The organism is Psychrobacter sp. AOP7-B1-24, from assembly GCF_052376215.1.
Classification (GTDB): Bacteria; Pseudomonadota; Gammaproteobacteria; order Pseudomonadales; family Moraxellaceae; genus Psychrobacter.
In genome coordinates, this window is record NZ_JBQSVL010000001.1 from 36,861 (window position 1) to 60,190 (window position 23,330).

The following is a 23,330-nucleotide window of genomic DNA, read 5'->3' on the forward strand; positions in this document are numbered from 1 at the left end:
ACATGCACGCATTGAGTTACAAACACGTAATGACATAATTTCTTTTTAATATAAGCCGTATTTGATAGTTTTCAAACACGCGCTAATATGACGAGTATTTCTGTGAAAAAACCGATTATTTTTCAAAATATACCCTGCACCTTGGTGACAGGGTTTTTGGGTGCCGGAAAGACGACCGTAATCAATGAATTACTGGCTACAAAGCCTAGTGATGAGCGTTGGGCATTGCTGATTAATGAGTTTGGTCATATCGGCATTGATGGTTCGTTACTAGCAAGCTCACAAGACAATAATTTTGAACAACAAAAAATTGCTATTCGTGAAGTCAGTGGTGGCTGTATTTGTTGTACCAGTCAGCTCCCGTTACAAATCGCAATTAGCAGGCTACTCAGTGAGCACAACCCGCAGCGGCTACTCATAGAACCGACAGGACTGGCGCATCCACGCGAGTTAATCAATCAACTCGGTGCTCCTCATTGGCAAACAGCACTAAAAATGCAAGCCGTGATAACGGTACTCAGCGGCAGTCATTGGCAACAGGAGAAGTATCGCAACCAAGATGGTTTTCAGGCCCATGTCCGTGATGCGGATGCTTTGGTCATTAATCGTTACGCTCAATTGCAAGATACCGATAAACAAGCATTAATAGCGTGGATTACCAATCTAAATTCGTACGTAACAATCATTTGGGCACCAGATGAGCAAGCCACAGCTGATATTCAAAGTGCATACTTACTGAGATTGAACGATCAACTAAATAACGCTAGCCAAATAATCTCGAAACAACGCAAAATCAATATTACTCACACTCAAAAATCAGTCATGGGCTTGCAGCCTCCTAGAGCAGCTAAATCGATGTCACCGTTATCGGACTCTTCAGCAGAGAGTGATAGTGATCAACACGATACAGATATCGACCAACCCTACCGCTATCATGAAAAACAACAAGATATACTCTTAGCAGGCTGGCGATTGCCAGCGCACTATAAATTAGATGCGCATGAGTTGCAGAATTGGTTGTTGAAACTACCCAACTGGCTACGTATCAAAGGCGTTGTCAATACGACTGACGGCTGGCTACAGATTAACTTCACCCCTGACAGCTTAACCACCAAGACGGCCAGCGTGCAGGTTGATAGCCGAATAGAGATGATTTTGCAGTTAGATGAAGATGCAGCTAAAGAAGAGGTAGATATTGAACTGAAACCTGAGTTATCTGCAACCTCTATAAATTGGAATACCTGTGATCAAGAGCTGATGGCTATGGTTGTATAGCTCATAACAGTAACGTATATACTAAAATACGGAGTCGATATTCAAACTGACTGAAAAATGAATACGCCATAGCCAAGGAAAACCACTGCTAGTTTTTGGGCTGTAATTCAACCACTTGCCCGCGCACGCCAATGCTCGCATCACTCATCAAGCAAACGTAGCCTGCCATAATATCTTCTGGCGTTTTGAGACTCATAGGGTTTTCACCTGGATAAGCATGGGCGCGCATATTGGTACGCGTACCACCAGGATTGATACAGTTAAAACGCAGATTAGTCGTGTTCTGAGTTTCCTGAGTAAAGATATCACTCATCCCTTCTACTGCTTGCTTTGAGAGCGCATAAGCGCCCCAAAATGCACGAGGATGTGTACCAACTGTGCTAGAAGTAAATACAATGGAGCCATTATTTGCGTCTTTTAGTAGCGGTAGCAACGCTTGGGTGAGCATAAACGTCGATGTAAAGTTAACCTTCATCACTTGAGCAAAAGTATCTACATCATACATCTCAAGCGGCGTCAGCTGTCCAAGCAAACCTGCGTTATGCAACACACCATCCAATTGACCGATTTCTTTGTCAATTAATCCTTCGAGCTGCTGCATTTCGGCATAGGTGGCCCCTTCTAGATTCATTGGTAGCATCGCTGGCTGCTTACCACCAAAGCTTTCTATCTCATCATAAACATACTCAAGCTTACTACTGGTACGACCCAATAGCAGCACTGTTGCACCATAACGCGCATAGGTTAAAGCAGCAACACGACCAATACCATCACCAGCGCCTGTCACTAAAATGGTCTTACCATCCAAACAGTTCTCAGATGGTACAAAATCACGAATTTCATCATGAGTTAGAGGTTGAGTAGGGTTTTGACTGGTTTGCTGATTGTTATCACTCATGGCATTACTCACTGCTTATCGTTTACTAGTTAAATATCAATAAAATTAAGTACTCATACATTTAAATAATAAAACTTATAAATAATAGAACTTAATTAAGAATACGGATGTTCGGCGGGTCTATCTATAAATAATCAAACTTACCAGAGGATAGTAGTAGTTTATTTAACTGCTCAGGAGTTTCGGTAATGTAGTCTGCGCCCCACTTTTTTAGGTTTTTCTGATCTTCAGGTGGAATATAACCATACGCCGCCAAAATAGTTGGCATGCCAGCTGCATTGCCAGCTTCAATATCACGTATATGATCGCCGACATATAGCACACAACCAGCAGCACCACGAGGAATAGCGAGTTTTTCTAACGCCACATACATTGGCTCTGGATCAGGTTTTGAGCGTGAGACATCATCAGGACACACCAAAACAGCGCAGCGCGAATCTAACTGCATTTGCATTAATAACTGCTCTGCCAAATAACGTGGCTTATTGGTGACAATACCCCATGGCACCTTCTTTTCTTCGAGCGTTGTAAGCACTTCTTCAAGCGCGCCGAATACGCAACTATCAACACATATCTCAGCTTCATAGTCATCTAAAAATTGCTGACGAAACTCAAGCAATGTTTCTTCACTGAGATCAAGTTGATCGTTATACCTTAGCATCAATTGCACCATGGCTGAGGCGCCCGCGGAAACCTGCTCACGAATCTCAATTTCAGGTGGTGCTTGCCAATTATTTTCGCGACTCATTTTACCGATGATACGGACAAAATCAGCAGCAGTATCGATCAATGTCCCATCAAGGTCAAATAAAACTGCTTTCACAAATTGGGCCATAGTAAATACTCTTAAATTAAATAATAAAGTTAATAAAATATGATGTCACCGAAACAACCAAGCACAGTACCAAAGGTCTAAGCCATTGGCTTTTGTACCGCTATCATATAATTGACATCGACATTTTGTGCGAGCCAGTAACGCTTGGTCAATGGATTATAATGCAGCCCAATGATGTCTTTACGCACAAAACCTGCATTGGTTGCCATTTGGTCTAATTCTGCTGGAGTAATAAATTTGGCATAATCGTGTGTACCACGATCAAGCAAACGTAATACATATTCTGCACCAACGATGGCAAATAAGTATGATTTAGGGTTTCTATTAATCGTCGATAATACACAAACACCGCCTGGTGCTAATAAATCAAAACACGCTTGCACAATCGAGCTTGGATCAGGTACGTGCTCCAGCATTTCCATACAAGTCACCACATCAAACTGACCGGCATGCGTTTTTGCCAAATCTTCTACTGGAATATGCTGATAGCGCAAAGTATTTTCTAAGCCGCTCTGCTCTGCATGTAACGCCGCCGCTTTCAGGTTTTCAGTACCCAAATCAACACCTGTTACATCAGCGCCACGACGTGCCATCGACTCTGACAATATACCGCCTCCACAACCAACATCAAGCACTTTTTTACCAGCCAAACCTGTCTCAGCTGTTTGGCTATCATTGTCGCTTTGATAGCTGCGCTTAATATGTTCTTCTATCCAATTCAGACGCAATGGATTAATTTCATGCAAGGTTGCAAACGCACCGCTATTGCTCCACCACTCGCTAGCCAATTTATTAAATTTTTCAACTTCGCTAGGATCAACATTTATAGCATGAGCCTTTGTATCATCGAGAGGGGTCTTCACTTTCTCATTCAAAGAGGGCGAGTAATGTAGAGCTGAGCTCATAGCGTTTTTCCTTTATTGTCATTATCATATACAGTATGCAATTGTGTGCTTAATATTAGCATGAGAGCAGCAACTTTGTCGTAAAGACATCGTCACCGATTGTGAATGATCTGCGCACACTCTGGCTTATTACAATATTCGATTACCAATTTTCTCTGGCCTATAATAAATGAGTGCACCTTCAATAATAGGTTGAAACCGTCCAAGCCTCAAATGACGAAACCCTAGGATGTGTCCTCATTTTAAAAATGGTGATCAATTGCCGTCAAACAAGGAAAATAGCGCAGATAAGATCGAGATATTAGTCAGCTATTTGATGCCGTTTGGCAAGATTTAGCCATTTTCAACCCATTTAGAGGGCTATCGATTGAATTGAGGACACACCCCAACAAGCAATATAGCTTAAATAATAGCTAACAGCTTTACAACTCTCAGTTAAGAATCAGACTCACAAGTACACATGTTTTACATTATCATGGTCGATACGCTATTATAGTTAGATTATAATTGACACTATACGTTTATCACTCTAAAACGATAGCTATCAAAGCACTCTAACACACCCTAAGTCTCTACATCTCAAGGATAAAGTATGAAACGTCTCATCACATTGACTGGTCTGGCCATGGCTATTGGACTCGCCACTACTGGTGCTCAAGCTGCCGACTATGTCGCTGGAAAAGACTATCGCGTGCTAGACAATCCAGAAAAAATTAGCGGTGATGCTATCATTGTTCGTGAATTCTTCTGGTATGGCTGCCCGCATTGTAACGTGCTTAACCCACATATGGAAAAATGGGCTGCATCAAAAGATAAAGATGTCGCATTTTTCAAAACGCCAGCAGCAATGAATGATGTTTGGGAAACCAATGCTCGCGGGTTCTATGCAGCGCAACTACTAGGTTTTGAAGACAAAACTCATGATGCACTATTTGATGCTATTCAAAAAGATGGTCAAAAACTGTTTGACCAACAATCATTAAGCAAATGGTATGCCTCACAAGGCGTGGACGAGAAGAAGTTCAACAGTCTTTATAATTCGTTCGCGGTTGGCACAAAAATTGGTCGCTCACAAGCAGGTGCTAAACGTTATCAAGTTACAGGTGTCCCAACTGTCGTGGTACAAGGAAAATACGTAATCAGCGGTCAAGATGCTACTGTGCCTAAAATCGTTGACTATTTAGTTGATAAAGTACGCGCTGATAAAAAGAAATAATAGATATATTAGGTTAAATGACATAAAAAAAGCCAATCACATGATTGGCTTTTTTTATGTCGGTTACACTGACTAACTCTTTTAATCGATATGTGAATCAGTTACACATTTGACCCAACTACACACCTAACTCATCAAGCTTGTGTGCTTATTATTTTTTTAATTGCGATAAAATAGCGACTTCACGAATATAACTGGCCAAATCTTCTTCCGACTCTGCCATCAGCTCATCATCTTGTATATGCTTGGCGTATTCAATCCATAATAGCAGCTGATACATACTATTATGTTCAGAAGCTTTGTATTGCTTGACGAACTGCTTGAGCGTCCCTTCGTCATTGATATTCAAACGTTCATACCAACTTTCTATCTTAGAGATTTGTTCTTTCGGAAAAAATGCATCAAACAATGCTTTGACCAACTCATGGCGATTTTCTTCGCTAATCAGCTTACCAACTCGTTTGGTTTGGCGATTGCGTGCATTGGCACTGGTAATATCCGCTAGTGCCATCAACTCTGCCATAAAATAATCACTGGCAGGCAGGGTTTTTAGCTGTTTTTTTGATAAGCTAGCAAGTGGTATCGATAACTGTTGCAAGCGCTCATGGGCTTTTTTGAGCTCTGTGCGCGAAACACGCATGTCCTGTTCTTTCCAGTCAATCATAAAAGCTTTCCAAAATAATGAGTAATAAAATCAATAATCATAGTAATAACAACCAATGACTACCAACGGTTTTTTTCGCGATGCTTCGCCAGTATTTTTACGCCTTTCGGCATCGTATCTGTCAGACGACGCTGTAATGTATTAGTGATAAATACAGAGCGATGCTTACCACCTGTGCAACCAATCGCCACTGTCACCGTATGCCTATTATTGTGTAAAAAATCTGGCAGCCAACGTGTTAAGAATTTCTCAAGATCATCCGTCATTTCAGCTACTTCTGGATAATCCGCAAAAAATGCTGCAACCTCTGCATCTAAACCTGTCGAACCACGTAGCTCAGGGTTCCAATGCGGATTGGGCAAAATCCTCACATCAAAGATAAAATCGGCATCAATAGGACTGCCATATTTAAAACCAAAGGACAGCAAATTAATGACAATCTGATTATCCACACCAATATGTTCACGCAAGCGATCTTTTAATTGATGAATATTTAGCGTGCTTGTGTCAATTCTGATATCAGCATGGCTCGCAATTGGCTCTAATAGTTCAATCTCTTTTTTGATCGCGGCAGGCAGATTAAAAGCAATGTGCCTAGCATTATCACTGTCAACATCCTGTGACATCAAAGGATGTACACGGCGAGTCGCATTAAAACGTGCTATCAAGGTATTTTCTTGCGCAGTCACATAAACAACTTTTACTACGCTTGCTCCATAAATTGCCTTCAACGACGCATACGTCTCTGCAAAATTAGAGAGATCGGCACGCGGCGTTCGGATATCAACACCGAGCGCAATACGGCGAATATCACTTTCGTTCACTAGCTTATGCGCAGTTACTGGCAGTAGCGATAACGGTAAATTATCAATAGAGTAATATCCCAGATCTTCCAAAATATTTAAGACGGAGGTCTTACCCGATCCTGAACGACCTGATACGACTAAAATACTGAGCTTCTCGGTCGCTACTTTATGTGCCGCCTGCTCAGGCTGAGCTGTACTATCACTTTGATTGACATCCATGCTCCACCCACCCCATTAGTTCATCGCATTTAGTAAACTACTATGTCACAACAGCTAACCCAACGTTACCAATTGATTGTCTAACAAACGAGCACGCCCTAGCCAAGCTGCCACCAAGATAATCAAATTCTTGTTTTCTACATTAAAAATAGCAGACTCACTCACAACTGGCTCTAACGTATCCGTTTTTATTTCTAAATAATCAATCGTAAAACCAGCATCAGTGATATCTTGCTGAGTTTCTGCTAACAATGTCTGAACAGCTTGTTGGCTATGTTTGCCCTGCTGTAGCTGCTTTGCTAACGCTTGCAATGCTTGGTGTAATACTGGTGCTACTTGACGCTCAGTCACGCTTAAGTATTGATTACGCGACGATAGTGCCAAGCCGTCAACAGCACGAACAATGGGCGCACCAATGATTTCAATCGGATAACTTAAGTCACGTACCAATTGCTTAATAATTGCTAACTGTTGATAGTCTTTTTGTCCAAAAACAGCAGTGTCAGGTTGTACGATATTAAACAATTTAGAAACGACAATACCGACACCGTCAAAATGCCCCGGACGTGACTGACCGCATAACTGAGTGGTAATAGCGCCAGCGAGCACAGAAGTTGGTGGTGGCATGACTGGATACATCTCTTCGACACTAGGAGCAAAAACATAGTCGGCTCCCACCGTTGATAGTTTTGCAACATCTTTATCTAGCGTACGAGGGTAGCTGTCAAAGTCCTCTCCTTCTCCAAACTGAGTCGGATTGACAAAAACACTCACCACTACGATATCAGCATGCTGTTTGGCAATTTTTACCAGCTCAAGATGACCATCATGCAGATTGCCCATCGTAGGTACTAAAGCAATACGTTGTTGGCTATTTTGGTTGTCGTGTTTTTGACCACGATAAGGCCGTAAAGCGGCACGCAGTTCTGAGATTTGGTGATAAATAATTGGCATGATGAAGTATTCTTTTATCTATAATCTTAAATAAAGTTAGCTAAACTGATGCTGCTCCTGTGGGAAACTGCCATCACGTACTGACTGCTGGTAAAGCGCAAAAGCACCCTCGATACTGTGCGCACTATTGCGCTCATCGGTTAGGAAGTCATGGACAAAGCGCGGCACACGCCCGTGAACCATACCGAGCATGTCATGCATGACCAACACTTGACCGTCAGTATCTGCACCTGCGCCAATACCTATAACGGGCACGGCAACGGCTTGCGTTACTGCTTTAGCAAGCTCAGCAGGCACACATTCCAACACTAACAATGCAGCACCTGCAGCCACCACTGCTTCGGCATCAGCAAGCAGTTTGTCCGCTGCTTCGTCACCACGGCCTTGGATTTTGTAACCACCAAACACGTTGACCGACTGCGGTGTTAAGCCAAGATGTACACAAGTTGGCGTACCCGCTTGCGCTAAAGTCGTAACCAACTCACAAAGCTCGCTACCACCTTCAATTTTGATCACATGCGCACCTGCTTGCATCAGCTTTCGACTATTAGAAACCGCTTCTGATAACGTCACATAACTCATAAATGGTAGATCAGATAAGATGAGTGCATGGTTATTGCTGCGAGCAATATTGGCCGTATGATAAGCCATATCGTCAACTGTCACAGGTAGTGTTGAGTCATGCCCTTGCACGACCATACCCAAACTATCACCAACTAAGATAGTATCAATTTCTGCCTTATTCATCATCCGCGCAAACATAGAGTCATAGCAGGTTAAACAAGTAAACTTGGTACCGTCTTTTTTGAATTTGTTTAACGTAGATAACGTCGTCATATGACCCTCAATTAATACTTTTAATGATTAAGGCTTTTACCGATCAATAGCTCTAACAGCTGTATAGTCAGTCCTAAATAAAAGAGATACAAATACGGCCACGCGATACAGAGATACATTTTTCTTGCTTGCTGTGCCTACGCAGACAGATGCCGCGCAAAATGTAACCCGTATCGCTGTTTTTTTATAGTGGATCGCCTATATAGAGTTAGAAAAATCAGCTACCGCTTGATAATGATTTTAAGCCTGTCCAATCGGAACTCTGCGGATAATCGCCGATCGACGTACCTGTAATAACCAAGTTTGGATCCAACTCTTGTAGCGGTATCAGTACAAAATTACGCTCAGTCAATCCAACATGCGGTATGGTTAGCTGTGGCTCTACAATTTTGGCGTCGCCATATAACAAAATATCGACATCAAGACTACGCTCGCCCCAATGTCGTAGGCGGGTCCGCTTGGCCTCTGCTTCTAGCTGTTGGCAAAATGCGAGTAACTCAAACGCGGGTAACCTCGTCTCAAAACCAGCAACCGCATTGACAAAATCAGGCTGATCTTGTGGCCCCATAGGAGCGGATGCATAATATGACGAAACACGCACATTCCGTATGTCCTGATGCATCTGCATACTTGTAATCGCTTGCTGCAAATGCTCTATAGGTGAGCCTAACTCATTGGTCAAATTACTACCCAAACCGACGTAGCAGGTTATCCAATGAGTATTATCAGCACTGTGATTCATATTACACATTTTCCGTACTGGGCTGACGACGACGACGCTTCGATGGTACAGGGCCTTTATCATTGCTCAATACACCAGAGATCGCTTGGCTACTACCAGCTTTACTACTCGCTGATTTTCTTTTCACTGCTTGAGTAGGTTTTTTAGCGTCAGAAACTGCTGTATCAGTAGACGAATCGGTAGATTTCGGCACTTTTTTCGCGTACGTCTTAGCGACTTTTGGCGCTTTTTCTACAGTCGGTATTTCTACGCTTTCATCATTGCTTGCCAGCTCTACAGTAGGCTCACGACGGCGACGCTTATACGGAATTGGCTCGTTGTTCATACTGACTAGCGCAGGCGATCTGGCTATCGAACGAGTTATATTTGCTTTGGTAGGTGATGAATTCTCCTCTGATGGCGCAGTCTTATTCTGCTGTTTACTATTTGAACGAACACGACTTGAGTGTTCAGTATCCAGCGTCACCTCTTGCTTCTGTACAGTTTTTTCAGCCGCGCGCTTAGTACGCTTAGGCTTATCATCAACTGATAGCTGCTTTTGTAATGGTGGCACCACACTTTCGTGTTCGATGACAAATAATGGTGCAGGTTTAGAGTGATGCTTTTTACTAGAACCTTGATTACTATTGGCAAGAGATAACTGCTGTAGCTGGGCAAGCTCATTGCTGTCTTGTTTTACTTGCTGTTTGTTGTAGTCTTGATTGCCAACAGCCTGTTTAGTCACCGTAGATTGACTGGCCGCACGGCGGCGACGCGATGGGATATTAGACGGATCATTTACCACCAATTGATCATTGCCACCTTGCTTAGTACTGTCATTGGCTTTATTTGTCTGTGCTTTACTTTGCTGAGATGCTGCGTTGTCAGTCATATTTGACTCTGACTTTTGGCGATTTCGCCCGCGACCACGCTGTGGTTGTTTGTAAGCACCGCGGCGAATATTTTCATCAAACTCATCAACCGCTTGCTGCTGTTCTTGTACAGACAATGCCTGATACGTCTGCCACCACTCACCCATACCATTGGTTGACTCTGATAATGGATGTTCAGCATCACCGCACTGTTCACGCAATAGCAAGAAATCAAAACCTGCGCGGAAACGTGGATGTTCAGATAACTGCGCGATTTGCTTGCTACGCGGGGCTGCAAGTTTCGGCTGCAATATCCAAATATCTCGGATAAACTGCTCAGCAAACTTAGGAATCGCCGTCTTAATACGTTGACGATCAATGACTTTAACAGCAGCATTCATCTGCGCTTCAGCAAATGGCATATTGCGCTTTTTGGCTTTTGCCAACTGATGCAGGTAATTTTCCCATAATAGCGCCGCATAAAAGAATGCAGGGTTAATACTTTTACCCGCCGCAATACGTTTATCCGTATTGATCGCCACTTGCTTGACGAGCGCACTTGGCTCAGCTGGCGGATAGACGATTAAGCTATCTATCGCACCTGACTCAAATAATAACGGTAACAATGGTACTAAATAGCCACCCGTAAACATCTTCTGTGTTTCATCATAAAGACGATGCGGAGATATTTGCTCAAGTAATGCCCAATTACCATCATGAAACTGGTCAGCCAATGCATCATCAAACTCAAAACCAAGTTTGGCCTTAAAACGCAACGCACGTAACAAACGTACTGGATCTTCTTCAATACGCACGGGCGCATTACCCAATAGACGAATGATTTTGTTATCAATATCATCAAGCGCACCACAAAAATCATGAACCACACCTTTAAGTGGTTGATAATAGAGCGCGTTGATAGAAAAATCACGACGAGAGAAATCTTGTTTGATGTCACCCCAAACATTGTCGCGTAAAATCATACCATCTTGGTTGGTATTGGCATCATTGGTTGGTGGGCCACGAAAGGTTGCAACCTCTATTAACTCACGACCTGAATACACATGTGCCAACTGAAAGCGACGGCCGATAATGCGGCAGCGCTTACCAAAAACGTCTTTTATTTCATGCGGCTTGGCATCGGTGACAGCGTCAAAGTCTTTTGGACGCAGACCCAATAAGGTATCGCGCACACCACCACCGACGATATAAGCGTCAAACCCAGCTCGGGTTAAAGTGGCAATTACTTCAGTAATGGAATTGGGTAATTCAGATTTATTCAGTTCTAACTGCTTGGCGGCACGCTCGGCCATGCATCTACTCCTCGCCGGTATTCTTTGACCACCCCTGATGAACACAGCGTTTATCAGGCGGATGTACTCACTAGTTTAACAAATTTTGCACGTGGTAGGTGTGTTATGACAGTTACTTACGTGCTATTTTGTCAATATCGGGGTTAATTAATACAGAATAGGGTCATTAATCCTGTACACTTAAACGCTCTCTATTCTTTTCAACTGTTTTTTCACCGATGCCTTTAACTTTCGATAATTCATCGATAGTGATAAAACCACCAAACATCTCACGATATAAAATTATCGCCTGCGCTTTACTACTACCGATACCATCTAGCGACACCAACTCGCCTTCGCTAGCACGATTGATATTGACGATAGCTTGCTCACGGGACTGCATTTTGGCATCCTCTTGTGCCAATAGATATTCATAGGCACGTTGAGGGTCATCAAAACAGGGCGCTGCATGCACACTATTGGGCATTACAATAGCCAAAGCGCAGCCTAAAACAGCAGCCTTGAATAAGCCAACAAAATCTAAATGCATAAAAGCAGCGTTATGATGAGCGTTCATGTTGTTTCGCCGCTTCCCATAATGCGTCCATTTCGGTTATGTCACTGTCTTCTAGACGTTTACCAGCGATAGCTAACTGATCCTCAATATAGCCAAACCGTGACTTAAATTTATGCACACACGTCAAAGCTGCTGTTTCTGCATCAAGGTTCAATTTTCGTGCGACATTGACTAGGGCAAACATACAATCCCCCATTTCTTTTTCAATATCTTTAATATTGTTTTTCATTTGTTCTTTGGACTTAGCAACAGTCTCAGCCTTTAACTCAGCAACTTCTTCATCCAGTTTTTCAAATGCCCCTGCTATGCCTTCCCAATCAAATCCCAGTTTTGACGCCTGTTTCTGTACATCTTGTGCCTGCATTAACGCACTGCCCGCCTTGATATTATCCAACCGATGCTTAGGTTTGCCGCGTGCCTCTCGTGCTTGCTTTTCTTCTGCCTTGATTTCATCCCAGCGTGTTTTTACCGCTGCATCATCTGTAAGCGTTTCGGCCTCAAACACATGTGGGTGACGGCGAATCAACTTCTCTTGCAAAGTGGTGATCACATCACTCATATCAAAGCGACCTTGTTCGGCATACATTTGGCAATGAAAGACAACTTGCAGCAGTACATCACCAAGCTCACCTTTGATGTCTTCATCATCATCACTTTGTACCGCCTCACCCAGCTCATACGCTTCTTCAATAGCATACGGAATGAGGCTATGATTGCTTTGTTTTTTATCCCACGGGCAGTCGATGCGTAACCGTGCCATCAATGCCAACAAATCATGAATCTGGCCTGTGGCTTCTGGTGTTCCTTGTACAGGTGTAGGCATGGTGGTGGTGTTATTTGAAATACTCATAAGGGCTGCTCTTATCATTTTATGTGATGTTTACCGATTCATCTCATAGTCAGTGTATCATTGAAAGCTAATTGGCCTATAATTGTGCTATCTATTTTATTATTTTGCCACTGCTCACGCGCAAGGAATTTTTACCATTATGTCTACTTCTGCGACCATTGGCTATCAGCCAAAAACTGAATTCAATCCTATTACGATTAGCTCATTCAAAGCTTATGATATTCGCGGCGAGCTTGGCGTAAACCTTGATGAAGCCATCGCTTATCGTATTGGCCGTGCCTTTGCGCAAATTTTATTCCAGCGTTATAACGCTGCTCTTGCCAGCAATCAGGCGCATGAACTGACAGCACTAAAGCCTACGATTGTCATTGGTAGCGATATTCGTCATTCAAGCGAGCAGTTAAAACAAGCTGCTATCAAAGGCATGATAGACGCAGGTGTCGATGTGATTGATTTGGGCATGACAGGCACTGAAGAGGTTTACTTTGCCACCAGTCACTATCAAGCACTGGGCGGTATCGAAGTCACTGCCAGTCACAACCCCATCAATTATAATGGCTTAAAACTGGTCAAAGAATACTCAAAACCTATCAGTGCTGATGATGGTCTGGCAGAAATTCAAGCACTCGCAGAATCAGGGCAATTCACCACTGACAGTCAATCAGGAAACTTACAATTATTGACAGATAAAAGTGCGTATATCGACCATGTCATGACCTTTATCGATACTGATAAGTTAAAGCCGCTCAAGCTAGTCATTAACTCAGGCAATGGTAGCGCAGGACCTGTGGTTGACCTATTAATTGATAAGCTGAAACAAGCAGCTGCACCGATTGAAGTCATTAAATTGCATCACACTCCTGATGGCAGCTTTCCCAATGGCATCCCCAACCCCATGATTGAAGCCAATAGAGTGGCTACCCAGCAAGCGGTGTTAGAAAATAAAGCCGACCTTGGTATTGCCTTTGATGGTGATTTCGATCGCTGCTTTTTGTTTGATGAAAACGGTGAGTTTATTGATGGCAGCTATGTGGTTGGCATGCTTGCTCAAGCATTTCTGAATAAGTATCAACATCAAGAACAGAACGAATCAATCGTCTACGATCCACGAGTGATATACAATACTGAAGCAGTCATTAAAGCACATAATGGCAAGGCGGCCATCAGTAAATCTGGACACTCATTCATTAAGCAAGTCATGCGTGACTCTGGTGCTGTATACGGTGGCGAGATGTCTGCCCATCATTATTTCCGTGACTTTTTCTATTGTGATAGCGGCATGATTCCTTGGCTACTCACTATTGAGCTATTATCTATCACAGGCAAAACTTTGTCAGAATTGGTCACAGGCTATATTGCAGACTATCCAAGCTCAGGTGAGCTAAATTTTCGTCTCACCACTCATGATGCACCGACGATTATTAGCGCGATTGAAAATAAATTTAGTACCGACAATCCAACTAAATCGATGCTTGACGGTCTCAGTCTGAATTTTGGTGACTGGCGTTTTAATATACGTGCATCAAATACCGAACCACTGATCAGATTAAATATTGAAACTCGTGGTGATAAGCCATTATTAAGTAAGAAAGCGAAAGAAATAAAAACATGGTTAAGTGAGCAAGGTGCTGTGATAGCTTGAATAATGTCCATTACACCAAAATAAAGTATTAAGTCATGATATAGTCGATGCACTATCAAATAAACACAGCGATACTGGGTACATTTTGCTGCGCAGGCACAGTAAGCAAGGAAAATGTATGCCTGTATCGCATGGTTTTATTTGGGACTGACTATACTTGCGGTCAGGAATCAAGAAGAGCTCGCTAATGATATTAGCGAGCTTTCTTGATTAAAAGGTGTTTTTAGAAGCTTATACCATTCACAAGAATAGGATTCGCTGTGTCAAAATCGCTTAGCCTACAATGTGTAGTACTTGCACTCTTTTTCCTTGCTACTCTAATTTTTGTGAATGGTATTACTTAGTACGGCCGATACCCCTATAATCACCCACCAGACTATCAATCTGTATACGCGTCAATGCATTTTGCGCATCGAACACTGGCATGGCTTGCTGGTTGATTTTGGCAACATCTAACTGGTCTCGCGGCGACCAACTAATGATAAAGATTGCTTGAGCCTGATCTAACTGCTGATATGGACTGTTGATCAACTCTAACAACGGCTGCTGTTTATAAAGCGCCGCCAGTTCAGCCTGTGCATTGTCACTATAAACCAATGTACGAATATTATAAGACCACAATAGCGCTAACAAGGGATGGATGGCTGAACCGGCCGTACGCCCAGATCCTGCCTTATAACTACCACCCCATATCATCACGGTTTTATTATCAATAAAACCATCAAAATACTGCCAAAATTTACGGAAAACTAGCTCTTTTTGGTCTTCATTAATATGCATTATAGACTGTAACAGTGGCATATCTAAGCTGTGCGTTTGGCTTGATTGCTGCAACTTAGCCAATTCAGTCGGTAACGTATTACCACCAAACCCCCAACCTGCTTGCAAATAACTGCTACCGACACGCTCGTCCAAGCCCATGATACGACTGACTTGTTTGATATCAACCTGCTGACTGTCAGCCAAGCGTGACATCTCATTCATAAAGCTCACTCTAGTCGCGAGCATCGCCATGATACTACTACGTGCAAACTCTATCGTTGCGATATCAGCATGATGAGACGCGCTTGCATGCTGCATGATAGATTTTAGTATCTCTAAATGTTGGCTACTATCTGCTGTTTTTTCACCCAGTAACCACAATGAGGGACTTAACATCGAGCTATATGCATCACCATCTTTTAAAAATACAAACGGCACATAGTATACCCAGGCACGCTGCAAACGTTGAGCCAATGCTGATACTTTTCCTAGCGGTTCAATACCGCTCATAATAACGGGCAAAGACTGCTGATGACTATGGTTAAAAGCCGTAACCCAACTGTCTTCTGTCCATATTGACTTAATACTGTCTAAAAACAACCAGTACAGCGCCACAGCGCTTTGTTCCTCAGCAGCATGATAACTAGCCGATTCATAGTATTTTATTAAGGTATCAGCACTATCTGGCAAACCTTCACAAACAATAACCTGCTGCTGCTCATACATTTGCCAAAGCGCTTGCAAATGATGCTCAAAACCATATTGCTGTAGCTGCTGCGTCAATAAACCCATATCCGCATATAGATGAATGCGCTGACCTAAGCTTGCTAGCACCACGGCACTGGCAATGGCTTCAATGCTGTGACCAATCAGCACACAAACGTCACTATTATTAGCGCCTTGTAGCTTATCCGCGTGCATATATTTAGGTGTATTGTCATTTATAGAATCAGCGCTCATAAGCTTACCTTTTTAGCTTCATTGTCGTATCCTCAGAACCATCAAGACATCTGTTTGATATGATGCAGTAACTGGTCAGTAGAAGTATCAAACTGACCAGTAATCTCTTGTTGCATAGCGTGATGCACCGACTCTGCCATTTGCTTACCCATCTCAACACCCCATTGATCAAAAGGGTTGATATCCCAGATACTGGCCATGACATAGACTTTATGCTCATAGAGAGCGATCAGTGCGCCCAAACTATGCGGTGTGAGTTCATCCATCAGCAAAGTGGTTGACGGTTGGTTACCACGGTAGTATTTGTATTTGTCTGCATCAGAGACCGTGTTGGTATCCGCAACAGCGGCATTACCAAACGCCAATACCCGACTTTGTGCCAAACAATTGGCTAAAGACAGCTCATGCTGCTGTTGTAACGATGATTTTTTTGTTTCGTCACTATAACGGCGTACACAAGCAATGAAATCACAAGAGACCTGCTGCGTACCTTGATGCAATAATTGATAAAATGCATGCTGCGCATTTGAGCCAATTTCACCCCACAAAATCGGGCAAGTATCGTAATCAATACGCTCGCCATGTTGAGTGACGGACTTACCATTACTTTCCATTTCTAGCTGAGTTAAGTAACTTGGCAAATAGCTGAGACGACCATCATAAGGCAGTACCGTATGCGCATTTACTTGTAAAAACGTACTGTTCCATACTGCCAGCAGCCCTAATAACACTGGTAAGTTCTCTGAAAAGTCAGCTTGAGAAAAATGCTCATCCATACTATGAGCGCCAGCCAATAGCGCTTTAAACCCAGACATACCTATACGTATAGCAATCGCTAGCCCAATCGCCGACCATAAGGAAAAACGACCGCCGACCCATTCCCAAAACTGTAACTGGTTTTCAGGATGAATACCCCACGCACCCATTTTCTCACTATTGGTCGAAATACCAATAAAGTGGCGACGTAGCACGCTGTCTTCTGTACCTGCCCGCAGCTTTGCCGTCGCCAATAACCATGACAACGCTGTCTTTGCATTGGATAAGGTGTCAACGGTACCAAAGGACTTGGATGAGATAATAAATAAAGTTGTTTCCGGGTTGAGATGTTTCAGCAGATTATCTAGCTGAGTACCATCCATATTAGAAACAAAATGCACGGCAATACTCGTATCCGCCCACTCGTCAAGTGCCGTTGTCGCCATCAGCGGCCCAAGATCAGAGCCACCAACACCGATATTCACCACATCAGTAATGGCTTGACCAGAAAAACCACGCCATATACCACTACGTATGCGCTCGGACAGCTTTGCCACTTGAGTCAAACTACGATGTACATCAGCAACAATATCTTGCCCAGCAACTTGTAACGTCGCCGTTTCTGGTAGACGTAACGCTGTATGTAGCGCAGCCCGTGCTTCACTAGTATTGACCATCGCACCTTGCATCAATGCATCAATACGTGTCGATAATTCACAGCTACTCGCCAAATCCAATAAACTGGCCAAGACTGTTTCATCAATACATTGCTTGCTATACTCCATATACAATGCACCAGCTTGTGTACTAAAGCGCTTAGCACGGGTATCATCTTGTGCAAATAGCTGTGCAAGTGACCAAGGCTGTTTGGCAAGCGATTGCAATTGCTGCCAATAGTGAGAGCTACGAGCATTGTTGTAGGCGGTGTTGTTCTTTATCTCATCCATCAGCTACTCATCATCTACTAATTGCTGCTGCGCAAAATAGATAAACGCCTGCATATAAGAGCGCATATCACCGGCATCATAGCTCTTACCACGCATGGTTGTGACATTGACTCCATACTCACTAATCAAGGCATCAATGGCATCGGTCAGTTGAATCTCACCACCAACTGAAGCTTTGGTCTTGCTCAAGTAATCAAAGATTTGATTACTAAAGACATAACGACCAACGACGGCCAATCGCGATGGCGCATCGGCTAAATTGGGCTTTTCTACAAATCCAGCCACTTTAAAGCTGGCATTACCATCGTTACCACCTGCCTCATTATTTATTTCACTCGAGTCACTCAACTTAGCAATGCCGTACTTATGAACATCTTCGTCTGCAACTTTATCGACCAATATCTGTGAATGCTTGTCTTGGTTAAAAGCGTCAATCATAAACGCTAAGTTATCAGTAGTCATATCACCGGTAAAGGGATCTAACACCACATCTGGTAGTAATACGGCAAAATCATTATCACCAATGACAGGACGCGCTGCCAATACTGCATGACCCAACCCCAATGGTTTACCCTGACGTATCATCGATACCGTCACACCTTCGGGTAGCCAGTTTAGGCTGTCAGCAAGCGTATCTTTGCCTTTAGCACGTAGTTGATTGTCTAGCTCAGCATTGGTATCAAAGTAGTTTTCTATCGCGCTTTTTTGCGCATGACCGACTAAGACAATATGCTTAATACCTGCAGCGATGGCCTCTTCGACTACGTAGTGAATGGCAGGACGATTGCCAAGTGGTAATAGCTCTTTTGGCACAGACTTAGACAGCGGCAGCATACGTGTACCAAAGCCTGCGACAGGGATAACGGCGTGAGTGATTTTTTTCATAATATTCAAACTGTATTAAAAGTAAAGGTAGTATAAAGATGACCATAATTAAACATAGCGAGACAACCATGACTCGATAAAAATCAAGAGGCCTGATAACCATTTGGGTTCATATTTTGCCATCGCCAAGTATCTTGACACATGTCGGTGATAGATAGCTTAGCTTGCCACCCCAATAATGCTTGCGCTTTATCAGCACTGGCATAACAACTAGCAATATCACCTGCCCGACGTTCAACGAATTGATAAGCAATCGGCTGTTTAGAAACTTCAGCAAATGCGGTAACCAATTCTAAAACAGAAGTACCTTTACCAGTGCCTAAGTTAATCGGTAAAAAACCAACTGAACCAGATTTTGCACTGGTTTGCTTTGCAATAGCTGTATTCAAACAATTCTCTTCTGGAGATATTTGCTGCTCTAAATAACTCAATGCCGCCACATGACCTTGCGCCAAATCAGTGACATGAATAAAGTCACGGACACCTGTTCCATCTACGGTAGGGTAATCATTACCAAAGATACTGAGCTTATCAAGTTTGCCGACGGCCACTTGAGAAATATAAGGCATCAGGTTATTCGGAATGTCATTAGGGTCTTCGCCAATCTGCCCTGATGGATGCGCCCCTACAGGATTAAAGTACCTCAAAGCAATCAGATTCCAACTTTTATCCGATATGGCCAAGTCCTCTAATATGTACTCAACTGCCAGTTTACTTTGTCCATACGGGTTGGTACAAGAGCGCTTTGACAGCTCATGGATGGGTAACGTTTCAGGGTCACCATAAACCGTTGCAGAAGACGAAAAAACAAAGTTTTTGATATCATACTCTGCCATGACTTCTAATAAGGCAATGGTACCACTGACATTATTGTTATAATACAGTAATGGCTTTGTGACGGATTCACCAACGGCTTTTAAGCCTGCGAAATGAATCACACCAAAAAACTGATGCGCAGCAAATACTTGTTTGAGTGAGTCAACATCTCGAATATCACCTTTGATAAACTCAACTGGTTGACCTATGAGCCTAGAAACACGATTGATCGCTTCATCGCTACTATTGGATAAGTTATCATACACAACGATATCATAACCTGCTTCATACAAGGCGACACAAGTATGAGAGCCTATGTACCCTGCACCACCAGTGACTAATATTTTTTTATTCATGAATTCACCCAATCATTTTTCGAATTTCTTTTCTCAAAGTAGGTATTCATTTTGACTCGCACATGCAACTATACTGGGAACGATAAACTATTGCCAACATGAATATCCCAATAATACATATCTGCTCTCTATCAATCTAAGCCTATAACTTAAACAATCAACCTAAGCCAACAACTCTACTATGAAACTCAACGCTTACATTCGACCTCTTCTATCGGGCTACTATAAACATTACCGCCAGCCAAGCCAGCGTTTGGCGTTAGTCGTTGGTATGCAGCCATGGCGAGATATGGTTGGTGAATGGGTGTTAGAGTCAGCACATATCCAAATACAAAGGCATTTTGATAAGATTTATTTTAATCTATGGCTCAAACCTTTTATCAAGCTGGTCAACCCTGTTATCTATATTTGGGGCTATAAAGCGCCTGATTACTTTATCGAATACATCCGCGAGCAAAGCCTAGATGTTTTCTTTTTAGAAGATGGTTTTATCCGCTCAGGCCCTAATGAGGATAGTAGCGTGCCGCCATTATCTATCGTCATGGATAGCCAAGCACCGTATTTTGATACCACTCGCCCAAACGATTTGACCGACTTGATTGCCAATTTTGATGCTGAGCAAGACGATTATGATGACGTACTAGCCCAAGAAATGCTCGATTACTATGTCGCGCATAGAGTGAGCAAATACAATCATCAGCCATATGTCGATGTCGCACCTATCTATGGTGTGAAAAATAAAAAACGTGTATTAGTACTTGGGCAAGTGCCACATGATGACTCATTAAAATACGGTGGCGGTGAGGGTATCACCTTACTCGATGTGGTTAATCAGGCAATCGAAGAAAATCCTGATGCACAAATCATTGTCAAACCGCATCCAATGACACTCGATGATTCCTCCATCATCAGCACACTCACTGAGCTAGACTGCCTTATATTGACCCAGTCTATTCATTTGGTTGATGCTTTAGAGACGATAGATCATGTCTATACGATTACGTCATTAGGTGGGTTTGAAGCATTATTAAGAGGAAAAAAGGTCACCGTATTAGGGCGACCTTTTTATCAAGACATCTGTCAAATAAAAAATACCAAACATAAATACTTTTTATTATGCCACCTATATAGTCAACAAAATCATTGGGTTACATTGGCATGAATTTTTAAAAATGTAGCAGGGTCTTCTATCAAGTTAGACTTACCTTGCTCAATCAAAATCTTATCAGCCAATTCACGTAAAGCACCAAAGCCACCCTTGGCATCTGTCACTAAATCACAATTAACCTTGACATAGTCCGGCGCATCAGCAACAGCCACTGCTACACCACAACTGATGAAAGCTGGTAAATCAATGGTATCGTCTCCGATATATACCGTATTGGCTTTGATAGTATTTGCACGCTGAATAATTTCTTGACAAGCCGCTTCTTTATTTTTGATACCTAACATAAAAATATCAATGCCCAAGTCAGAAATCCGCTTCCTCAAAGGCTTAGAGTCTTTACCCGATAATACCGCTACTTGAATACCTGCCTGTTGCAACAGCTTGATACCTAAACCATCCCGCACATGGAAACGTTTCATACATTCACCATGTTCATCATAGTAAATACCGCCATCTGTTAATACGCCATCAATATCAGTAATAACAAGTTCGATATTAGAGAGTAAAGGCTTTTCACTCTCTGGTTGCTTACCTTGAAGAATAGCGATAACTTTTTGAAGGTCTTCAGGGGTATCTACACCAGGCCCTGTTTTCATTACTTCAAAAGCAAAAATATCTATATCACTATCTAACAGCCTTAATTGCTCTAACTGCTCTGCTGATTCGATATTGGATTCGGGCAATTGCGTATATCGCTCTAGCACAGACTTACGATAAGCATATACCCCGACGTGTTGTTTATAGCTCGCTTGCCTATCTTTATCTCTAATAAAAGGAATGGGAGAACGGCTAAAATAACAAGCTCGACCACTATGAGACGTCACCACTTTTACTGTATTAGGGTCTTTGGCTTGATGCGCACTGATAGCATGGTACAGCGTCCCCACTTCAATGGATCTGTCTGCGGTCATAGCTTTAATAAGCAGCTCAAGATCCTCTACACGAACCAAAGGTTCATCACCTTGTAAGTTGATATATAAATCAGCATCTATCTCCTTCATGACTTCTACCAGCCTGTCAGTACCTGAAGCATGATCTGGTCTGGTCATCAGACCTTTACCACCGAAACTATGCACTACCGACAAAATCCTGTCGTCATCAGTGGCTACAACGACGGTGGCGTTTTTTATAGATGCCGCTTTTTCATACACGTGCTGAATCATGGGTTTACCCAAAATATCTGCAAGCGGCTTACCAGGAAAGCGTGAAGACGAATAGCGTGCAGGGATAATAATTGCAACAGAGTCCATCTAATACACCTTTAAGTATGTTTTACTGAATATCAATGCTTGGTAGTGTTTTAATCAAGTCATCTACCTGCTTCATCTGTTGCAAGAATGGCTCTAACTTATCTAGTGGCAATGCGCTTGGGCCGTCACATTTAGCTTCACTAGGATTGGGGTGCGCTTCTAAAAACAGCCCTGCAAGACCAGCGGCCATCCCTGAGCGAGCCAACTCAATAATTTGATCTCGGCGACCGCCTGATGCGTCGCTGCCTGCACTCCTAGTCTGCAAGGAATGCGTCACATCAAAGATAATAGGCAAGTCATTACTGATACGCTTCATCACTCCCAGACCTAGCATATCGACCACCAGGTTATCATAACCAAAGCAGCTGCCACGCTCACATAGCATAAGCTTATCATTACCCATTTCATTGAACTTATTAATGATATTTTTCATCTGCTCTGGGCTGAGAAACTGCGGCTTTTTGATATTAATTGGTCGCCCAGTCTCTGCTAACGCTTTTACCAAATCTGTCTGACGTGCCAAAAAGGCAGGCAGTTGCAAAATATCAATCACTTCGGCTGCTGGCTGGCACTGATAAACCTCATGCACATCAGATATTACTTGCACATTAAAAGTGTCTTTAACTTCTTGTAAGATCTTTAGACCTTCATCCATACCTGGACCACGAAACGAATGAATAGACGATCTATTAGCTTTATCAAAACTGGCTTTAAATACATAGGGTATACCAAGTTTTTGCGTAATCTCTACATAAGCCTCACATGCTGTCAAAGCCAAGTCTCGTGACTCTATGACGTTGATACCGCCAAATAATACAAAAGGCTTATCATTGCCAACTGTTATGTTTTCCGTAATTTTCATTTGTG

Annotated in this window: 21 protein-coding genes; 4 read left to right on the plus strand and 17 right to left on the minus strand. The window is 42.7% G+C overall.

Going from position 1 to position 23,330, the window contains the following annotated elements; genetic code table 11:
* Nucleotides 1-87 precede the first annotated feature (87 nt).
* On the plus strand, nucleotides 88-1,275 hold the full coding sequence (locus ACT3QP_RS00155) for a CobW family GTP-binding protein (protein WP_192992447.1): 1,188 nt from the start codon (nucleotides 88-90) through the stop codon (nucleotides 1,273-1,275).
* 88 nt (nucleotides 1,276-1,363) lie between these two features.
* Here ACT3QP_RS00155 and ACT3QP_RS00160 read toward each other — a convergent pair whose 3' ends face one another.
* From ACT3QP_RS00160 to ubiG, 3 genes are all read right to left on the minus strand, one after another.
* The gene (locus ACT3QP_RS00160; RefSeq protein WP_192520356.1) at nucleotides 1,364-2,173 is read right to left on the minus strand and encodes a YciK family oxidoreductase; all 810 of its coding nucleotides are present in this window, start codon (nucleotides 2,171-2,173) and stop codon (nucleotides 1,364-1,366) included.
* Between the two features lie 124 nt (nucleotides 2,174-2,297).
* Nucleotides 2,298-3,008 carry an HAD family hydrolase gene (locus ACT3QP_RS00165; RefSeq protein ID WP_192991746.1) on the minus strand — a complete coding sequence of 237 codons (711 nt, stop codon included), beginning with the start codon at nucleotides 3,006-3,008 and terminating at the stop codon, nucleotides 2,298-2,300.
* Between the two features lie 77 nt (nucleotides 3,009-3,085).
* On the minus strand, nucleotides 3,086-3,913 hold the full coding sequence (gene ubiG, locus ACT3QP_RS00170; RefSeq protein ID WP_192520930.1) for a bifunctional 2-polyprenyl-6-hydroxyphenol methylase/3-demethylubiquinol 3-O-methyltransferase UbiG: 828 nt from the start codon (nucleotides 3,911-3,913) through the stop codon (nucleotides 3,086-3,088).
* Nucleotides 3,914-4,505: 592 nt separating this feature from the next.
* On the opposite strand from ubiG, the gene ACT3QP_RS00175 reads away from it, so the two are divergent.
* Complete coding sequence (locus tag ACT3QP_RS00175; protein WP_192518405.1) at nucleotides 4,506-5,129, plus strand: thiol:disulfide interchange protein DsbA/DsbL; 624 nt, start codon at nucleotides 4,506-4,508, stop codon at nucleotides 5,127-5,129.
* 151 nt (nucleotides 5,130-5,280) lie between these two features.
* On the opposite strand, the gene yjgA is transcribed toward ACT3QP_RS00175, so the two are convergent.
* The 8 genes from yjgA to mazG all read right to left on the minus strand — a co-directional run bounded on the left by yjgA (nucleotide 5,281) and on the right by mazG (nucleotide 12,921).
* Complete coding sequence (gene yjgA, locus ACT3QP_RS00180) at nucleotides 5,281-5,793, minus strand: ribosome biogenesis factor YjgA (protein ID WP_192518404.1); 513 nt, start codon at nucleotides 5,791-5,793, stop codon at nucleotides 5,281-5,283.
* Between the two features lie 59 nt (nucleotides 5,794-5,852).
* Nucleotides 5,853-6,818 (minus strand): RNase adapter RapZ, encoded by a 966-nt coding sequence (gene rapZ, locus ACT3QP_RS00185; protein WP_192518403.1) that lies wholly within the window; start codon nucleotides 6,816-6,818, stop codon nucleotides 5,853-5,855.
* Between the two features lie 54 nt (nucleotides 6,819-6,872).
* Nucleotides 6,873-7,772 carry a pantoate--beta-alanine ligase gene (gene panC / locus ACT3QP_RS00190; protein WP_192518402.1) on the minus strand — a complete coding sequence of 300 codons (900 nt, stop codon included), beginning with the start codon at nucleotides 7,770-7,772 and terminating at the stop codon, nucleotides 6,873-6,875.
* Between the two features lie 36 nt (nucleotides 7,773-7,808).
* Nucleotides 7,809-8,609: a 3-methyl-2-oxobutanoate hydroxymethyltransferase gene (gene panB / locus ACT3QP_RS00195; RefSeq protein ID WP_192518401.1), complete on the minus strand. Its 801-nt coding sequence runs from the start codon at nucleotides 8,607-8,609 to the stop codon at nucleotides 7,809-7,811.
* Between the two features lie 217 nt (nucleotides 8,610-8,826).
* Nucleotides 8,827-9,351 carry a 2-amino-4-hydroxy-6-hydroxymethyldihydropteridine diphosphokinase gene (folK, locus tag ACT3QP_RS00200; protein ID WP_192518400.1) on the minus strand — a complete coding sequence of 175 codons (525 nt, stop codon included), beginning with the start codon at nucleotides 9,349-9,351 and terminating at the stop codon, nucleotides 8,827-8,829.
* Between the two features lies 1 nt (nucleotide 9,352).
* Nucleotides 9,353-11,515 (minus strand): polynucleotide adenylyltransferase PcnB, encoded by a 2,163-nt coding sequence (gene pcnB, locus ACT3QP_RS00205; protein WP_192518399.1) that lies wholly within the window; start codon nucleotides 11,513-11,515, stop codon nucleotides 9,353-9,355.
* 166 nt (nucleotides 11,516-11,681) lie between these two features.
* Entirely contained in the window at nucleotides 11,682-12,071 is a 390-nt protein-coding gene (locus ACT3QP_RS00210; RefSeq protein WP_192518398.1) for a ComEA family DNA-binding protein, read from the minus strand.
* A complete protein-coding gene (gene mazG, locus ACT3QP_RS00215) occupies nucleotides 12,055-12,921 on the minus strand; it encodes a nucleoside triphosphate pyrophosphohydrolase (RefSeq protein WP_442074653.1) in 867 nt (288 codons plus the stop codon). The genes ACT3QP_RS00210 and mazG overlap by 17 nt, the downstream gene beginning before the upstream one ends.
* Before the next feature lie 139 nt (nucleotides 12,922-13,060).
* Here mazG and ACT3QP_RS00220 point away from each other — a divergent pair, with 139 nt between their 5' ends.
* Nucleotides 13,061-14,563: a phosphomannomutase CpsG gene (locus tag ACT3QP_RS00220; RefSeq protein WP_444524019.1), complete on the plus strand. Its 1,503-nt coding sequence runs from the start codon at nucleotides 13,061-13,063 to the stop codon at nucleotides 14,561-14,563.
* 336 nt (nucleotides 14,564-14,899) lie between these two features.
* Here the strand turns inward: ACT3QP_RS00220 and ACT3QP_RS00225 are convergent, their stop codons facing one another.
* From ACT3QP_RS00225 to galE, 4 genes are all read right to left on the minus strand, one after another.
* Nucleotides 14,900-16,246, minus strand: coding sequence for a UDP-glucose/GDP-mannose dehydrogenase family protein (locus tag ACT3QP_RS00225; RefSeq protein WP_442072894.1), 1,347 nt, complete (start codon nucleotides 16,244-16,246; stop codon nucleotides 14,900-14,902).
* 80 nt (nucleotides 16,247-16,326) lie between these two features.
* Entirely contained in the window at nucleotides 16,327-17,988 is a 1,662-nt protein-coding gene (pgi, locus tag ACT3QP_RS00230; protein ID WP_444524020.1) for a glucose-6-phosphate isomerase, read from the minus strand.
* A gap of 3 nt (nucleotides 17,989-17,991) precedes the next feature.
* Nucleotides 17,992-18,873: a UTP--glucose-1-phosphate uridylyltransferase gene (locus tag ACT3QP_RS00235; protein ID WP_192518393.1), complete on the minus strand. Its 882-nt coding sequence runs from the start codon at nucleotides 18,871-18,873 to the stop codon at nucleotides 17,992-17,994.
* Nucleotides 18,874-18,956: 83 nt separating this feature from the next.
* Nucleotides 18,957-20,045 (minus strand): UDP-glucose 4-epimerase GalE, encoded by a 1,089-nt coding sequence (gene galE, locus ACT3QP_RS00240; protein ID WP_444524021.1) that lies wholly within the window; start codon nucleotides 20,043-20,045, stop codon nucleotides 18,957-18,959.
* A 181-nt stretch (nucleotides 20,046-20,226) separates the two neighbouring features.
* Between galE and ACT3QP_RS00245 the strand changes: the two genes are divergently transcribed.
* On the plus strand, nucleotides 20,227-21,207 hold the full coding sequence (locus ACT3QP_RS00245) for a capsular polysaccharide export protein, LipB/KpsS family (protein WP_442440043.1): 981 nt from the start codon (nucleotides 20,227-20,229) through the stop codon (nucleotides 21,205-21,207).
* On the opposite strand, the gene kdsB is transcribed toward ACT3QP_RS00245, so the two are convergent.
* Together kdsB and kdsA are read right to left on the minus strand one after the other, a co-directional pair.
* Entirely contained in the window at nucleotides 21,186-22,463 is a 1,278-nt protein-coding gene (gene kdsB, locus ACT3QP_RS00250) for a 3-deoxy-manno-octulosonate cytidylyltransferase (protein WP_444524022.1), read from the minus strand. The genes ACT3QP_RS00245 and kdsB overlap by 22 nt on opposite strands.
* Nucleotides 22,464-22,485: 22 nt before the next feature.
* Complete coding sequence (gene kdsA / locus ACT3QP_RS00255; RefSeq protein ID WP_444524023.1) at nucleotides 22,486-23,325, minus strand: 3-deoxy-8-phosphooctulonate synthase; 840 nt, start codon at nucleotides 23,323-23,325, stop codon at nucleotides 22,486-22,488.
* Nucleotides 23,326-23,330 lie beyond the last annotated feature (5 nt).

Bases quoted from the DNA above. Each gene is read 5' to 3' on its own strand.
- ACT3QP_RS00245 (WP_442440043.1), top strand. From the start codon at position 20,227: ATGAAACTCAACGCTTACATTCGACCTCTTCTATCGGGCTACTATAAA.
- ACT3QP_RS00220 (WP_444524019.1), top strand. From the start codon at position 13,061: ATGTCTACTTCTGCGACCATTGGCTATCAGCCAAAAACTGAATTCAAT.
- yjgA (WP_192518404.1), bottom strand. From the start codon at position 5,793: ATGATTGACTGGAAAGAACAGGACATGCGTGTTTCGCGCACAGAGCTC.
- kdsA (WP_444524023.1), bottom strand. From the start codon at position 23,325: ATGAAAATTACGGAAAACATAACAGTTGGCAATGATAAGCCTTTTGTA.
- galE (WP_444524021.1), bottom strand. From the start codon at position 20,045: ATGAATAAAAAAATATTAGTCACTGGTGGTGCAGGGTACATAGGCTCT.
- ubiG (WP_192520930.1), bottom strand. From the start codon at position 3,913: ATGAGCTCAGCTCTACATTACTCGCCCTCTTTGAATGAGAAAGTGAAG.
- kdsB (WP_444524022.1), bottom strand. From the start codon at position 22,463: ATGGACTCTGTTGCAATTATTATCCCTGCACGCTATTCGTCTTCACGC.
- rapZ (WP_192518403.1), bottom strand. From the start codon at position 6,818: ATGGATGTCAATCAAAGTGATAGTACAGCTCAGCCTGAGCAGGCGGCA.
- pgi (WP_444524020.1), bottom strand. From the start codon at position 17,988: ATGGATGAGATAAAGAACAACACCGCCTACAACAATGCTCGTAGCTCT.
- panC (WP_192518402.1), bottom strand. From the start codon at position 7,772: ATGCCAATTATTTATCACCAAATCTCAGAACTGCGTGCCGCTTTACGG.
- folK (WP_192518400.1), bottom strand. From the start codon at position 9,351: ATGAATCACAGTGCTGATAATACTCATTGGATAACCTGCTACGTCGGT.
- ACT3QP_RS00210 (WP_192518398.1), bottom strand. From the start codon at position 12,071: ATGAACGCTCATCATAACGCTGCTTTTATGCATTTAGATTTTGTTGGC.
- pcnB (WP_192518399.1), bottom strand. From the start codon at position 11,515: ATGGCCGAGCGTGCCGCCAAGCAGTTAGAACTGAATAAATCTGAATTA.
- ACT3QP_RS00165 (WP_192991746.1), bottom strand. From the start codon at position 3,008: ATGGCCCAATTTGTGAAAGCAGTTTTATTTGACCTTGATGGGACATTG.
- ACT3QP_RS00235 (WP_192518393.1), bottom strand. From the start codon at position 18,873: ATGAAAAAAATCACTCACGCCGTTATCCCTGTCGCAGGCTTTGGTACA.
- panB (WP_192518401.1), bottom strand. From the start codon at position 8,609: ATGACGACGTTATCTACGTTAAACAAATTCAAAAAAGACGGTACCAAG.
- mazG (WP_442074653.1), bottom strand. From the start codon at position 12,921: ATGAGTATTTCAAATAACACCACCACCATGCCTACACCTGTACAAGGA.
- ACT3QP_RS00160 (WP_192520356.1), bottom strand. From the start codon at position 2,173: ATGAGTGATAACAATCAGCAAACCAGTCAAAACCCTACTCAACCTCTA.
- ACT3QP_RS00155 (WP_192992447.1), top strand. From the start codon at position 88: ATGACGAGTATTTCTGTGAAAAAACCGATTATTTTTCAAAATATACCC.
- ACT3QP_RS00225 (WP_442072894.1), bottom strand. From the start codon at position 16,246: ATGCACGCGGATAAGCTACAAGGCGCTAATAATAGTGACGTTTGTGTG.
- ACT3QP_RS00175 (WP_192518405.1), top strand. From the start codon at position 4,506: ATGAAACGTCTCATCACATTGACTGGTCTGGCCATGGCTATTGGACTC.